At 47.2% G+C, this 14866-nt stretch carries 6 protein-coding genes; 1 reads left to right on the top strand and 5 read right to left on the bottom strand.

Annotated features, from left to right (window positions below):
- Nucleotides 1-58: 58 nt before the first annotated feature.
- The 4 genes from AC0YN3_RS19795 to AC0YN3_RS19810 form a co-directional block, all read right to left on the bottom strand.
- Nucleotides 59-7360 carry a DUF5695 domain-containing protein gene (locus tag AC0YN3_RS19795; RefSeq protein WP_475776694.1) on the bottom strand — a complete coding sequence of 2434 codons (7302 nt, stop codon included), beginning with the start codon at nt 7358-7360 and terminating at the stop codon, nt 59-61.
- Between the two features lie 36 nt (nt 7361-7396).
- On the bottom strand, nt 7397-8266 hold the full coding sequence (locus tag AC0YN3_RS19800) for a carbohydrate ABC transporter permease (protein ID WP_475776695.1): 870 nt from the start codon (nt 8264-8266) through the stop codon (nt 7397-7399).
- Complete coding sequence (locus AC0YN3_RS19805; RefSeq protein WP_475776696.1) at nt 8263-9186, bottom strand: carbohydrate ABC transporter permease; 924 nt, start codon at nt 9184-9186, stop codon at nt 8263-8265. The genes AC0YN3_RS19800 and AC0YN3_RS19805 overlap by 4 nt, the downstream gene beginning before the upstream one ends.
- 72 nt (nt 9187-9258) lie before the next feature.
- Nucleotides 9259-10653, bottom strand: a complete 1395-nt coding sequence (locus AC0YN3_RS19810) for an ABC transporter substrate-binding protein (RefSeq protein ID WP_475776697.1) — start codon at nt 10651-10653, stop codon at nt 9259-9261.
- A 617-nt stretch (nt 10654-11270) separates the two neighbouring features.
- On the opposite strand from AC0YN3_RS19810, the gene AC0YN3_RS19815 reads away from it, so the two are divergent.
- Complete coding sequence (locus AC0YN3_RS19815) at nt 11271-12161, top strand: AraC family transcriptional regulator (protein ID WP_475776698.1); 891 nt, start codon at nt 11271-11273, stop codon at nt 12159-12161.
- Between the two features lie 225 nt (nt 12162-12386).
- Here AC0YN3_RS19815 and AC0YN3_RS19820 read toward each other — a convergent pair whose 3' ends face one another.
- Nucleotides 12387-14210: a hypothetical protein gene (locus AC0YN3_RS19820; protein ID WP_475776699.1), complete on the bottom strand. Its 1824-nt coding sequence runs from the start codon at nt 14208-14210 to the stop codon at nt 12387-12389.
- Nucleotides 14211-14866: the final 656 nt, after the last annotated feature.

Consider the following 14866-nt stretch of genomic DNA (forward strand, 5'->3'; position numbering starts at 1 on the left):
CATGAAAAAAGGTGCGGAAAAACGCCATGTTTTTCCGCACCATTTTCATATTAGGGGCTTATTGCGATGATGACCATGGATGCGAATAAATGTTAAACAAGATCTGCGCAGCCTCTGCTCTGGTCGTCGAACCTTTAGGACTCAGGACATTATTGCCACGTCCGTTAACGAAGCCCATCTTAACCATTGCAGCCACATCATCTGCCGCGTAGGCTGCTAATTCTTTTGCATCCGCAAACTTGTCGAGCTCTTCGGTAGTACCGTCCAGCAATGTTTTGTTTGCTGCCTGCAATGCGCTTATCGTCAGCATAGCCATGTCCTGCCTTGTCAATTCGGCTTCGGAATTGAACTGGCCTTTGTAACCGACGGTTATGCCAAGCGCTTTGGCTATCCCGATTTCGTCATAGTACTTGCTAGATGACTCGACATCATTGAAGTTCGTGTCGAATTCCGCCGTAAGTTCCATCGTTCTTACAAGCCACGCCAAGTACTCCGCTCTTGTCACCTTGTTGCTAGGACTAAACTCTGCAGCCGACGTACCGTCTATAAATCGCTTGGACGCCATCATCTCGACTGCTTTTGTGTACCAGGAATCCTTTGTGACGTCGCCAAAGCTTTTCTTGCTGTAAGCAACTGCATAATGGCCTGCCCCACTCGTCGTGAATACCATGGCTTTATCAGCAGCATCGTATTTAACATTTTTCATTTGCACGGGCTTTCCATTTGCATCGATATGCCAAACAACAAGGTAATCTAAATCTTCCAATTCATCGGCAGTAGCTGCATATGGTATTCTAATCTCTACCGGTGCTTGCAAGCGATTTGCTTCTCCTGCCGCTCCACCTGTGTCGACTCCCCATTTGATGACAGGTCTGCTGCCAATGTCTTCTTGCGTTTGAGAATCAAATAGGGATGAGTCAGCATTTCCAATCGTCAGCTCTATGCTCTTCGCATCCGTTGCTGCATGGTTCAACCCATTTGCAGGCACAACGATTGTTCCGAATGGTGTGTCAATCTCTACCCGTACATCGGCTTTATCCGAAGTTAACGCGGTTTTGGGAAGCCCGACGGCATATGCGCTTGCTCCCTCCGTTTTCGGAATTTCCACCCGAACCGTCTTTACTCCGTTGCTGTCTGCTTTCGCGTTTTCCAGTGCTCTACGGATGTCATCCTGACTAATCGATTCCGATCTGGCTATGCCAGTCTCTTTGTCCACCATTGGCGTCGCAACCTTGATCGTATCTCCTACAACCCTATTCGTTGCTGTAGGCTGGGTAGGCGTTGACGTTGGAGACGGAGACGGAGTGTCGGGATAGCTTATGATAACCGTCAGAGAAGCACTCGCATGATGAGCCGAAGTTTCCTTGTATCTGACATAATAGGTTCCGGCATCAAGCTCAGTAACCTCTACACCTGCGATGGCAGTCCAGTCGCTCAACTCAGTCCCCTGCTTCTGGTATTCCATCGCGGAATCCACGCCTGTTATTTTCCCATCCCTAGCGCCAATTACGCTGACATTGACACCTTTGACAACCGTGTTGGAGGGTGGATTCTGTTCCTGCTTAGTCCCGTCAGGAACGATAACGATAATCGCGGGACTTGGATTCGCGGTATCTGTCTCCGCGTACCTGATTTCATAACGGCCCGCTTCAAGGTTGTCGATGCTGTTTCCGTTAATCGCAGAATACGCGCCGCCATCCGCCTTCCGATATTCCATGCCGACAGTCACGTTCCCGATCTTCCCATCGCTTCCGCCTGCTATGGAAGCCGGCGTAACGACCAGTTCATCCGCGTTTGGCGCATCTTGATCTGCCTTCGCTTCATTACGAATCTCCACGGTTACCGGCTGGCTTGCATGTGATTCATCTGTAGCCGCATAGCGGATTTGATAGCTGCCAGGCTCCAAGCTCTCAATACTCGTGCCATTGACGCGCAAGTAGCTCTCATCGCCCAGCTTCCGGTATTCCATCGAATCACGGACGCCTTCTATCTTCCCGTTTGTTTGGGTATCGGAATTAGCATGCGTAATCGTCCATTCGCTTGGTTCCGGCGCTGGCTGATCCTGCTTCTGCCCTTCCGGCATGACAACCTCCTTATCCGGGCTGGCATTCAGAGAGGCGGTTTTCATATACCGGACAAAATAGTTCCCGGCGCTCAGACCCGTAATCTCAACGCCAGTAATTGCGGTATACACTTCTGCCCCTTCCTTCCGGTACTCCATTGCCGATGTTACGCCTATAATTTTACCGTCGTTGCCAGTTACAGAAGTCGGCGCCACCGCAGTCGGTGTTGTCGGCGCTTCCTGCTCCTGAATGGCATCCGACTTAAGCACTTCCCATTCCCATAAGCCGACGCCAACTCCGCTTCCTGCTGATTGCTTCGTCATCGTAACTCGCAGCGCTTTCACTTTCAGCCCCGAATCAAAATCAACCAGATTGGAGGAGCCCACAGGCGTGTTATTCACCAAGGTAATACCTTCGGTAATGGTTTTCGCCGTCAACCATTCATTTGTACTGCTATTCAAAGGAATGTAGGAATACTCGTATTTCGTAGGTGCTAGTATGCCGCCTGCATCTGACCATAGCACCAAGTTCGAGCTATTGATTGTAACGCCTTGCGGCCATTCATATTGCACCCATTCTGCAGCTCCCGCATTCCCCCAAGTTCCCCAATGCGGGATGTTCGCTTCTGCTTTTCTGCCGTCATTCACGGAAGCTAGATTCTCCCAAGGAGAGGTGTAGCTTGCGGATACGCGGGCCAAGAACGCCATATTGTTATCGCGCGGACGTAGCAGCTGCACATCTGTCAGCAGCTTACCGAGCGCCTGCGCAACTTCCTCATCTGTTGCATCCATTTTTTGAATGACGGCTGCCGCGTTTGCCTTTGCCTCATCAATTGGCGCAAGACCTTGATCGATAAAGTTCGAAGCGTTCAAAGCATTGATATAGTTATTAACGCTAATGAGCTCCGACTTGTCTACCGTTCCCGTATAGCCGTTTACCTTCCATTCCAGAATACCGCTTCCGTTTGCGGTAGGCCTCATGTCTATACGGACGCCTGTAATATAGGCAGGCTCGAAAGTGGTCGTGTTGTACTTATCCAGTTCATTTGCAAGTCCGTTAATGGCTCTTGGCGTATACCAAGTTCCGTTCTCATCGCGAAGCTTGAGCTGCATATCCTTGGGACGGAAATTCCCTCCGCCGTCTTGGAAGACGTATACGTCCATCGAAGAGGCAAGGAGTGGTTGAAGCCATTCATACGTAACCCATGCCGGGTCTCCTTCTCTTCCCCAGTTGTGCCATGCGCTGTTCGGTGCCGTGCGAGAAGGCGAGAAATCTCTAGAATTTCTCGGCTCAACGCCGTTATTCATCGCCTCGGGATACCCGTCACCGCCGGAGTAACTGGCAGAAGCTTTTGCTGTCAAAGCAGCGTTTTGAAGCGGCACGCTAACGACATATACAGTGGCGCGAACCTCTAGATCGCTGTCTGACACTATACCGCTTACCTCGAAGCTGCCGATCGTTTCATAGTGGCTTGGATCGATATCGTTCCATTCAATCGCGCTCTCTTTGTACCCGTCATCGAACAAAATCTTCATGACTGGCGGAAGAGACGGCGCCGTTCCCTTGCGTGTTACGGTATTGATTGCCCGGTAGGCGTCTTCGGTATCTGCTTCAATCACGATCGTTACATCTTTGCTTGCTGTCTTGCCTTCATCGGCAGCAGTCAGCGTGAATACATAGGTACCCGCCTTGCTTACGCGCGCATACGCGGTTGCTTTGTCGCCAGCGACAAACGTGATATCGCCTGCGCCATTCGGCTTCTCCTTGACGGTCCACGCGTACGTCATGTCGGGCTCAAATTCCGCGCTATGGATCGGATCCGGGATTACCGTACCGGATAAAACGACTATGCTTTCATTCGTTCCGTCTTGAGCGGCAGTTACTTCGCTGATCTGCGGAGGCTGTTTCTCCGGCGGAGCAGCCAACTGGAAGGTTAGCTCGTCAGAACCGCTCAGCTCCCCGTCATTAGCGCTAAGTTTTACTGTATAGGAGCCTTCTTTTGTTCCGACGGCTTGTGTAATGCTTGCCCTAGGATAAACAAAGCTCAGCTTGCCGCCTTGCGGTGTGCTAATCACTTCCCACTCGTAAGCCAGCGTTCCGTCCGGTGCGCCGTCATCACTCACAATGCCGTTTAGCATAAAAGGAAGGAGTGCCTGCGGGTTTGGCGTTGCTGTCTCTGCATGAACCTGCGGGGCTTCATTCTCGCCCGAGTCTAGCTTTTCGATGGTCAACTGTGCTGTCTCGTCACTGTTCATTTGGAACCGAGCAAGACCCTTGTTGTTTCGTACATAGAACTGCCCAGCTGCCTCATTATTCAGCTTAATGGCATAATAGCCATTTTCCAAGCCCGCTCCGTCTATTGCAATTGTTGAAGCATGCTCTTTTTTATCCAGATTGGTGAGCGTCAATTGAAATCGTCTGCCGTCTTTTTGAATTTCGGCGCTTTCCATTTTTTCATTTTGAGAGACTAGGTATATTTTTTCGACAATTAAGTTAATGCGCTTGCCGAAACCGTCCTTCGGGGTAATCTCGTAGCTGCTGCCCTTGTCGGAAACCAGTGCCCCATACCCGAATAGTCCGAACACCGGATCGGTAACAATGTCCGAGCTGATGCTTAGCAGGGAGCCGTAAATGCCCTCATCGGCTTCGCCGGAAAAATCGTTCCAGCCGTTGTTCATTACGCGGGTACCGCCATCGTACACGTCTTTGGTACCGGTTCCGCCCTTGTACATGGAATATCTCCAAGAGGTGCTGCCTACAGACTGTGCAGAAATCTGTCCCATGTTAATGGCGTTAAAGTTCGAAATCTTCGCCGCATAATTGCGCTGCTGTGCAGTGGCGGTCTGAGCGGCAGTTCTGCCGTTATCCTGATAGCGAATCCAGTCATCCATAATATATCCCGCTAGTGAAGCCGTATATTGGAAGTTCCACCAGCCCTCGCCTCCGCGAAATACCGGTACGGAATAATGGTACCAGGTTGGCTGTATGCCGCGCATAGCACGGGTTTTCCAGTCTGCCATCTCCATGCTTTTCTCAGCCGCTGCTGCCTGCGCGTCCTGAGGGTAGTAAGTGCGCAGCGCCTTGGCAGCCGCATAGGCTCCTTCTTCGCCGGTATTGTCATACTCAAATTCCGAGCCGTATGGATAAGCAGCGAATGTCATATTCCGTCCTTTATCTAAGGCGAACTTTCGCTTCAGATTATCAAACTCCGCCTGCATGCCCTCTTCTTTCAACGCCTCGATCATATCCGGAATTTGCTGTTCGCCATAGTATCCGATTGCTCCGCTGGAAATTCGGTTGTAGTAGATGCCGTAAGCCTTTTCCAAATAAAATTGCGGCGATTCGCGGTACTCGATCAGATGGGGATACGCCTTTTGGATCCGATACATGTTGAAAAAGCCGGTGGCTGCCATCATTTCGGAGAATTCCCGTGTATAAGGCTTGTCTTTATCCGTATAGGAGCCAGAATCCCTTAGCCAGTTCGCAACGATAAAGCTATCCTGCGTATGCTTCATAAAGCGTTCCCACATAAAATCAATGAGGTAATTTTCTATCGATTGAATCTCTTCAGGGCTTGGATCCAAATAGTTCTTCATGGTTATGGAGTTGATATTATCATGGCCCCAGTCATCGCCCCAATGGTTGATGTTGGTGTCGAGACCATCCTTAAGATACCAGTCAAAGTAGTTGCCGTAGGTAGGGCTTTGCGGGTCCTTGTCCTGCGTTTTTTCTACCATGAATGCAGTGTGGGTGCTCAACGTTTCGTCAAGCTCGGCCATTACATTGAATTCATATTGCGTAAATTTATTGACCCACTCATCGCCAACCTTCAGCTCGTATTCCACACGGACGCTGTTATTGCCCAGATCGCCGAACTCGAGCGAATAAATGTGGTGCTGTTCGCCGTTTACAAGCTTGGTTTCCAAAAATTGATAGCCTTTGGCGTAGCCCGGGTTCGAGTCAGCAAGTCCGCGCCCTGTGCGAGAATTGTTGACCATCTCACTTCTCTGCCTGCCTGGCTTGATACTCGGGATATGCGCTTCATCATATGGGTCATTCTCGTGAACCGATAGAATATCAATCGACGTTACTTTAATTTTGCTGTCATCATAATGCAGAGCCAGCTTAGTCGGCATATTAATGGCAGTCTGGAAGCCAGGCACCGCTACCGCGTCAATCATGCCTGATCGGTACAAAATAGAGCGGAGGTTTTTCTCGCGCTCCTCCACGGAAACGGAAGCGTTATTTGTGCTCTGAGCACTTTCCTGCGGCGTATTGTCGCCTGCGCGTACTGCCGAAAATTTAAACTGATACGTTTTTTCTTCATTCGGTCCCAATACTAGGCTGGAGGCATCGGAAAAATATCCACGGCCCGTTTTCTGTATGTCCTTAGAGTGGATATACAGCACGTTCAGCCCAGGAAACCAGCCGCCGCTGTCGCCGGTCCAGTTAGTGAAGGTCTGTCCAGCACGCAGCTCGCCCTCTTCCTGCATCCAGTAATCCACGTATTCGATGCGAGCGCCGCTTTCCGTCACCGGGGTAAACAGCATGTAATTTCCTTCCCCGCTGGTCCGAATGGCATAAGAATACCCGCTGTCGGCCCCGGCAAAGTTATGTATCGTTAAACGATTGTCATACGTATCCGATACCGATCGGTATTTATTATTCCAAGGCATCGGCAAGCCGATATCGCCGAATTCCATGTATTTGCCGCTTTTGTTTTTCAAGGTTATTTCCCATAGCATGGAACCGTCATCCGTCTCCATGTCGAACACAGATTTCACGTCAAAACCTTTCATCGCACGATTCGTTGTGGAGTTCAAATCCTGGCCAATAAAGTTGACCTCTACTTTCTTGCCCTCCGTGGATACCGTTCTATCGAAATATTGGTTATCGGGATTGATATTGGAATAAGTTGTTGAACCGCCGGCTGCAAGCGTTTTGTTTGTGTCCACTTCTACAAAGCCGTCCCTGCTCGCAGGGAATTGTTCATTATCGCCGGTGCGGTAAGAAAAAAGCATCTCGCCCATCCATTGATGCTGGACGTTGTTCTGCGGAGACGTATTATTCGGCAAAACAAAATTGATAGGAGCACCGTTTCGATTTACTGGGTTATTTTTGATAAACAGCTCTTCAATTTGTCCTAAATCACCAATTTTTGCGGAAAGGCTAGCATTGGAAATATCATCCGCTGCTGCAGCTAACTTGGTTAACGAGCTCGAATGAAGCTGTAAAATTTGAAAGATCAACATAAACGCGATCGTCATCGACACAAGCCTTTTTGTAATCGTTTTCATAGTAACCTCCTGATGGCTTAGTTATCCAAGACCGGACTAGTTTTTTAATCCGGTAAGCGTAATGCCTTCTACAAAATACCTTTGACCAATGAGGTAGAAAATGACGCCTGGAGCAAAGGACAAGCAGGTTGCTGCCATCGTCATCGACCAGTCGCTTTTTAGCTGGCCCCTAAAGTTGGTTAGCCCTAGCGCGATCGTAAATTTATCGCTTGAATTAATATAAATCATCTGCTGGAGCAGATCGTTCCATAATCCGATGAAGATAAACAACGCGACGACGATCATAGCCGGTCGGATGGCTGGCATGATGATACTGAATAAGATGTGGAAGTATCCGGCACCATCGATCGTCGCTGCTTGATCTAGCTCTCTCGGTATCGACATAATGAACTGACGGATTAAAAAGATGTTAAATGCGCCGCCGCCGCAAAAATAAGGCAAAATTAACGGCCAATAGCTGTCGCTGATTCCTAGGCCTCTCGTCCAGCCTATATACAGCGGTATAAGCGTAACCATGGCAGGCAGCAGCATGGAGCCGATGCAAAGTGACCAGATCAGGTTTTTTCCGCGAAACCGCAGCCTTGCAAAAGCGTAACCGCACAAAGTTGCCGTGAATGTCCCAGCCAAACAGGAGGGAACTATAATGAGCATCGTGTTCCACAAATACTTCCAAAATTTGAATATTTCTAGCGTTTTCTCATAATTGGAAAATAACCATTTGTCCGGAGTTAGGGCTGGCGGATATCTGTAAATCTCGGCATTCGTCATGAGAGACGTGCGGAAAATCCACCAAATCGGGAACAGCGCTAAAATGGCAAAAAAAACGACGGCGACTACCGTGATGATGTTCATCGTTCTGGTTCTGCGTTTTTTGCTTCTTAGTCTGCCATATGCTAATTCGCTCATTTGTCATCGCCTCCTTCATTGTAGATCCACCGGTTGGACGTCTTGAACAAAACAACTGTGAAAACGGCAAGTATAGCAAAGATTATCAAGGTAGTCGCGCAAGCATAGCCGATCTTGTAATTCACGAATGCTTGATCGTACATCAGATAAGTCAAGAACCGTGTAGAATTCCCCGGGCCGCCATTGGTCAAGGCAAGCGCCGGCGTTACGACTTGAAGGTTGGCGATCAAGCTCATCAACAGGTTGTAGAAAATAATCGGCGTCATACATGGCAAGGTGATATGCCGGAATCGCTGCCAACCGTTTGCGCCATCCATTTCGGCAGCCTCATGGTATACATTCGGTACGTTCTGTAGCCCGGCCAAAAAGATGACGATCAAGTTGCCCGCAAGCCAAACCGAAATCAGCGAGAGAGATGGGACTACATAGCTGGAATCAGCGATAAAGTGGATTTTATTCAACCCTACCTCGGAGAGCAGATAGTTGAAAAAGCCGAAATTGCCCTCGTAAAGCCAAGACCAACCTACGTAGATCGCTACAGCCGGCAAAACATAAGGGATATAAAAGACCGCTCTAAAAAAACTTCTGGCTGGAATTTTACGGTTCAGCATCATCGCAATAAAGAGGGAGTAGACCATGCTTCCGATTACCGATAATACCGCAAAATAGATTGTCGTAATGATAGAGTCCTTAATGTAAGGATCAGAGGTAAATAGCTTGATATAATTATCGAATCCGATGAACTCCGGCGGTTTCAACCCCGTCCAATTCGTGAGACTGATTCCGAGCACACCGAGAAGAGGCAAATACGTCAGAAAGATTAATCCCACAAAAGCGGGAATCAAGCATATATACGCAACGCGCGCCTCGCTTGAATAAAAACGGGAACGGCGCTTCGGCAGTTTATTAACGGTTTCCATATCTTGCCCCACTCCTTATGAATAAAGGATGACCGCCACCGTTGCAACGCTAGCGGTCATCCCTTCTATCTATTATTTGCTGCCTGCATGCGCTGCTTTCAAAGCATCGAGATTTTTGGTAATCGCTTCTTTAGCGGTAGTCTTGCCGGTCCAGACATCGCCTAGAACCGACCCGAGCAACGTGTTAAAGTCTGTTGTATAGTTCGTATAGAACCACGCAGCCGGCCTTGCAGCGTCGGATTGCGCATAGTCAACGACTGCCGACTTGTATTCCTCGTACGGCGGGAAGTTAGGATTCTCTACCCATTTGCGAGTGAACGTTTCATCCTTATACCACTTGTCTAGCGTCGGCATCCAAATGCCCGATGAAATAAGCGCCCAGTTGTTTTCTTCGGAGTTGTACCATTTCAGCCACTCCATTGCTTCTTCCGGGTGTTTGGTCTGAGAGAATACGACATTCGCGCCGCCTGTATTGAGGGTTACCTTATCCTTCAAATAAGGCAATACGGCTACGCCATATTTAAGGCCCTCCTCTTTGGCCGTATTCAAGCTTGTTCCTATGTTCCATTGGCCATTCGTAGCCATAGCGACCGTACCGGCAATAATCGTACGCTGAATGCCATCATCGGTCTGTCCGACGGACAACGGGGCAACGTGATCCTTCAAGTACAGATCAGCGACTTTCTGAATCGCTTCGATGCTAGCATCTTCTCCGATTCTAACCTCCGTGCCATCTTCGGAATAGAAACCGCCGCCATTGCTGAGCGCCCAGGTTTCGAGCTGCCATGAAAGATTCTCGACGGAAGTGCCGTACTGAACGATGCTTTGCGCATCAAAACCTTCCTCGCCAGAATGCTTGCCGTTCTTGTCAATCGTCAACTTTTTGGCAGCCGCTACGAATTCATCCCATGTCCATGCTTGGTCCAGTGCAGCCGGAGGGTAGGGAACATTCGCTTTATCGAACATATCTTTATTGTAGTAGAGCAGGAGAATTTCATTGGCAGCCGCATAAGCAACGGTATTTCCCTCATGCTTGTAGGCCAGACTGTCCAGCGGCTTGCTGTCGCTTCCCTCATACATCGCGCTTACGTCATTCAGCATGCCTTCGCCTGACCATTGGATAACGCCGCCTTCCTGCAGCATCCCCGTATCCGGCAATTGGCCTGCCGTTGCAAGCGTATTCAATTTTGTCATGTAGTTTTCCCATGGAATCGCTTGCACTTCTACTTCAATTCGATCCTGCGAAGCATTAAACTTGTCAGCCACCGCCTGAGTCGTGCTACCTTCTTCCGCGCTTCCCCACATCGAGTATATAATATTGACCTTTTCTGTCTTTGCATCCGCCGGTTTGTTCGTAGCATCCGATGCCGGTGACGCTGAGTTGCCTCCATTGTTCGCGCATCCGATGGCGCTCATTGCCAATGCAGCTATTATAAAACCTACTCCAAGTTTCTTGCCTGTTCTCATTGCCCCCGTCTCCCTTCAAAATTTGCTTTCGTTTGTATGTCTATCCATTTAACTCCATCGCTAGAGCATACAAGCGATAAGTTAAACGTTTAGCAACATTTACAACCAGATTGTGCCATAAAAAATAATGAAAGGCAATAAGATATTTCAACCTGTTCTTTCGATATTTCAACCCGCCGCCAATCACTTTTTAAACAATATTCGATTTGGCACCTCCCTTTGAAGGTATTTGCAACATTTAATTAATCGTTTAACCAAATAAATTCACGGTATGAGGTAACCTGCATTCTCTTCACACCAATAGAAAACGCTTACTTTATTGTATCACCCATTGTTTACCTTGAAAAACGATTATTTCAACCTCTATTTATGATATTTCAACCTATATTTTTTTGTTTGAAAAGTATTGGGGATTGTGTTACTTTGATATAAAAGTCATTGATTTGCTATGTAATCGGACAATTTCACATAACAAAATATCATTTTGTGAAACGTTTAAATGTTTATGTTATCTTATGTTATTTCACTATTGTAAAAACATGAATGTGGCGCTAATGAGCTCCATTTCAACCAAATTGATCGTACCACTATTACGGCGTAAAGTGAGGCGGATCGTTGTGTCTGATATCATCATGCATTTTGTAACTCCACCTATTCCATATTTTATCGACAATGGGAAGCATTCTTTCCTGCCAGGAGAACGGCATGTCAGCCGTAATTCCATTAGCGTATTCGATATTATTATCGTCACCAAGGGCAAGCTGTTCATAGGAGAAAACGATAATGAGTGGATGATAAGCAAGGATGAAGCCATTATATTAAGACCCGATGCCTATCACTTCGGCACGGCCCCTTGCGAAGAAGAGACGGATATTACGTGGATTCATTTCCAAACATTCGGAGCCTGGGATGAAATGAAAAGCATCAGCGATTGCTATGACAATCAAATTGCATTATTCGAAAAGCATAAACAGCAAGCGTATCTCAACCATTGCGAAGTCAACTCGATCTTTATACCCAAGAAATTCAAGCTGTCGAGCCAATCCATGAACGATCTAACTCCATTTTATTCCTTGGATAAGGACCCGCGTTCGCTTCGCAATTGGAGGAAGCAAACCGCCTTCCAGACCTTCATGCAAAACATAAATCATGATTCTGCGCATTCAATAAATTCAACTGCCATACATCTCGCTGAAAAAATCGAATTATTCATTCGTCAAAACTATGCCGCAAAGATTACGAATTCCGTGCTGAAGGCCGAATTTAATTATCATCCCAACTACTTGGCCAAATGCATGTTATTGGTGTACGGTGTCACCCCCATTGATTACTTGCTGCAATATCGGATCGAACAGGCGAAAAGACTTCTCTTCCAAACCGACTGGTCGATTGCCCGAATAGCCGATGAATTAGGGTTCAGCACTCCTGCCTATTTCTCCTCCGTTTTTACCAACAAACAAGGCAGTTCTCCAGCAAATTTTCGAAAAAAAAGAACCTCGGATTTTTGAAAGGAACTGGATATGCTGAAACGTATAGAGAAAGTAAGAGCCCCCCTATGCTTGCCTACACGTCAAGAAGAAACGGCTGTCGCCGTCCTCTGCAAGAGGAGGTTATCCGTTTCTCGTATAAATTGAGGGATACTTTATTGCGTGAAACATATACACTCTTATATTTATTAAAACGAAAGCCGTCGCTAATTGCCGGCTTTCGTTTTTTTTGTCCGAAATAGCTTTTTAACGATTAACTTTTGCACTTTCAAACGTACCATCCATGAATAATACGCTCCTCGCGAGCTCACCTGCTTCTGCAACGAACATAACTCCTTTCTCCCTCATGACATATTTAGTTGGGTATGCGGCGTAGCTTGTAATTTCCCATCCCTTATCCCTCGGCTCAATAAACCCGTTTACACAGCTAAGCCCGCCTTCTTCATCCGTATAAAGATACGTCGTCGAACCGAAACCAAGCATATAAGCCACGAGTTCTTCTCCCATATCCCAATCGTCGCCTTCAATATCAGAAAACAGGCTGCTGAATAATGGATCGCTCGACTTTTTAAATATGGATTGCCCAAAACGATTTCTGGAAATCTCGGGCATATTTAAATTCGGAGCCGCAATGCTGTACGTAGAAGCTGCCTCACCGGGCTTTAATTTGCGGGTAGTCGAGTAAACATTCCAATCGTAACAATTAAAAACAGCCATCGTCGCTCGATAGCCTGCTTCCAGCAACCGCGTGTCTCCAATCGTTTCATAAGTAGCCCGAGCAGCACCCGCTACCAGTCCTCCCCATAAGGAGTGCGTCATAAATGACAATGCCTCCCACCACCGATCCGGAGCATTCGCTCTATAATCGTTGCTAAATCCGATATTCGCAATTATGAGCGGGGCATACAATTCCGCTTCATCCGTTAATTCGGCTAAGCATAACGCTTCACAAGTAAGACCAAATCCTGCATTATCATAGAAATGCTCCGTCACTGCCCCTTGGTACCCTTGCGAACCTTGTTTTAGGCCTTTTATGAATGCAGTCCATAGCTTGTCAAGCTTCTCGTGCCAATACAGGCATCCGCTATTTTTTAAACTTTGTAACAAGTCGCCAATATATAGAATAAATACGCCTACAAGCCCTGCTTCTTCTTTTTCGCGTTTGTTTTGGTGACAATCCGGATCCAGCCGCATACACATGACTTCAGCAGCCCAACCTAAATACGTTTCCGGTTTTCCATAATGCAACAGCGATTCATCAAATTGAGATAATAAATAAAATACATGTCCAATGTAATCAAAGTCATACATTCGGTAAAAAGATCCATACAGCGGTATAGGGCTCATAAAATCCCCATCCTCAAACCAATGGTGTTTTAGATCATGGAACGCAGACCTTTCAACTTTGCTGATTTGTTCCGGCATTGGAGCAGAAAGAAGATTTTTCATAAGGATAAAAGATAGCTTGCCAAGCGACTCTCCTTGATTAGATAAAGGTAAACAGGCATAAGGCCGCGTTTCTTGGAACGTATTAAAACTATGGTTGCATAACCACGCTGCCCTCTCCTCGAGTATCTTATGGACGGGTTCAAGCACATTTCCTACCAACACATCATATTTTCCGTTGTCGAGTTTAGCTACTATCTTGATCTCTCCAGCTATACTTAGCGGGAGCACCGCACGTAAACGTTTAGATTTTCCATCGGAAATCACATGAAATGCCTTTGAGATGTCGATCTCCTCAACGGCACCACCTTCTTCTCTTACGCTCAAAAGCTTAACTCCGAGCAAAGAATCGTTTTCCGGCAGTATCACTTCGGCAAAAAACTTTCCTTCCGTAGTCGTCACGGGCGAATAGTTCCAATGCGGATGCCCGTACTTTTTCGCCTTTTTATAAAAATCCTCTTGATGTTGGAATGGAGTAAAAACAAAGGACCATGTTCTTTCGTCGCTAGGATCAAGCGTCACAGACGAATAATCTCCGCCATAAATCCAATCGCTGTCCGCAGACTGCCCCATGGAGCTTCCATCCTCAACAAACGACAATCGGTGGTACAGCATTCCATCCAATGACGGAGAGACCTGCTCCAAAAAACGGTTCACATAACTGCAATACGTACCGAAAGCGCTAACCCGTTCGCCCGTGCTGTAGATGGCAAGATGTGGAGCCTTGTGGCTTCTCCGCATGGCTGCAAATTTGGAAAAATCCCCTCCCAGATGCGGGAATACCGCGCAAGAGTGATTCATATTCCTCAAAACATCATGATCACGGAACATAATATACGCAAGAGAAAACCAGCTATGAAATCCCTTTACAACGATAGGATCATTAGTTGGGTTTGAACAGCGAATCGACCATGTCCATTCACCGTTATGATGAAGCAGGTACTCATAGCTAACTTTAAATTTAGCGTGCAAAAAAGTAACGATAGCCGATTGATCGTCCATAACTTCCATTTGCGGCTGCAGGTTAACGCTTTCAATCCTTTCATCATCGATCTTCGCGCTCCAATGTCCAAAACGTTTATCCTGATTTCCATATCCAGCGTCCTTTTCGTATTGCGCATCGATTACCCAGTTCATTTTTTCGGGGTCGTCTGCCAATATGATGGATTCCACGGTGCCTTGTGGAGACAGGCCTATTTCAAAAGTATCATTGCGAAGCCGTTTCAAGCTCTCACTCCTATCATTATAATTTAAACGTTTAGATAATAAAATCATATTAT

This window comes from Paenibacillus sp. J22R232 (assembly GCF_056269165.1).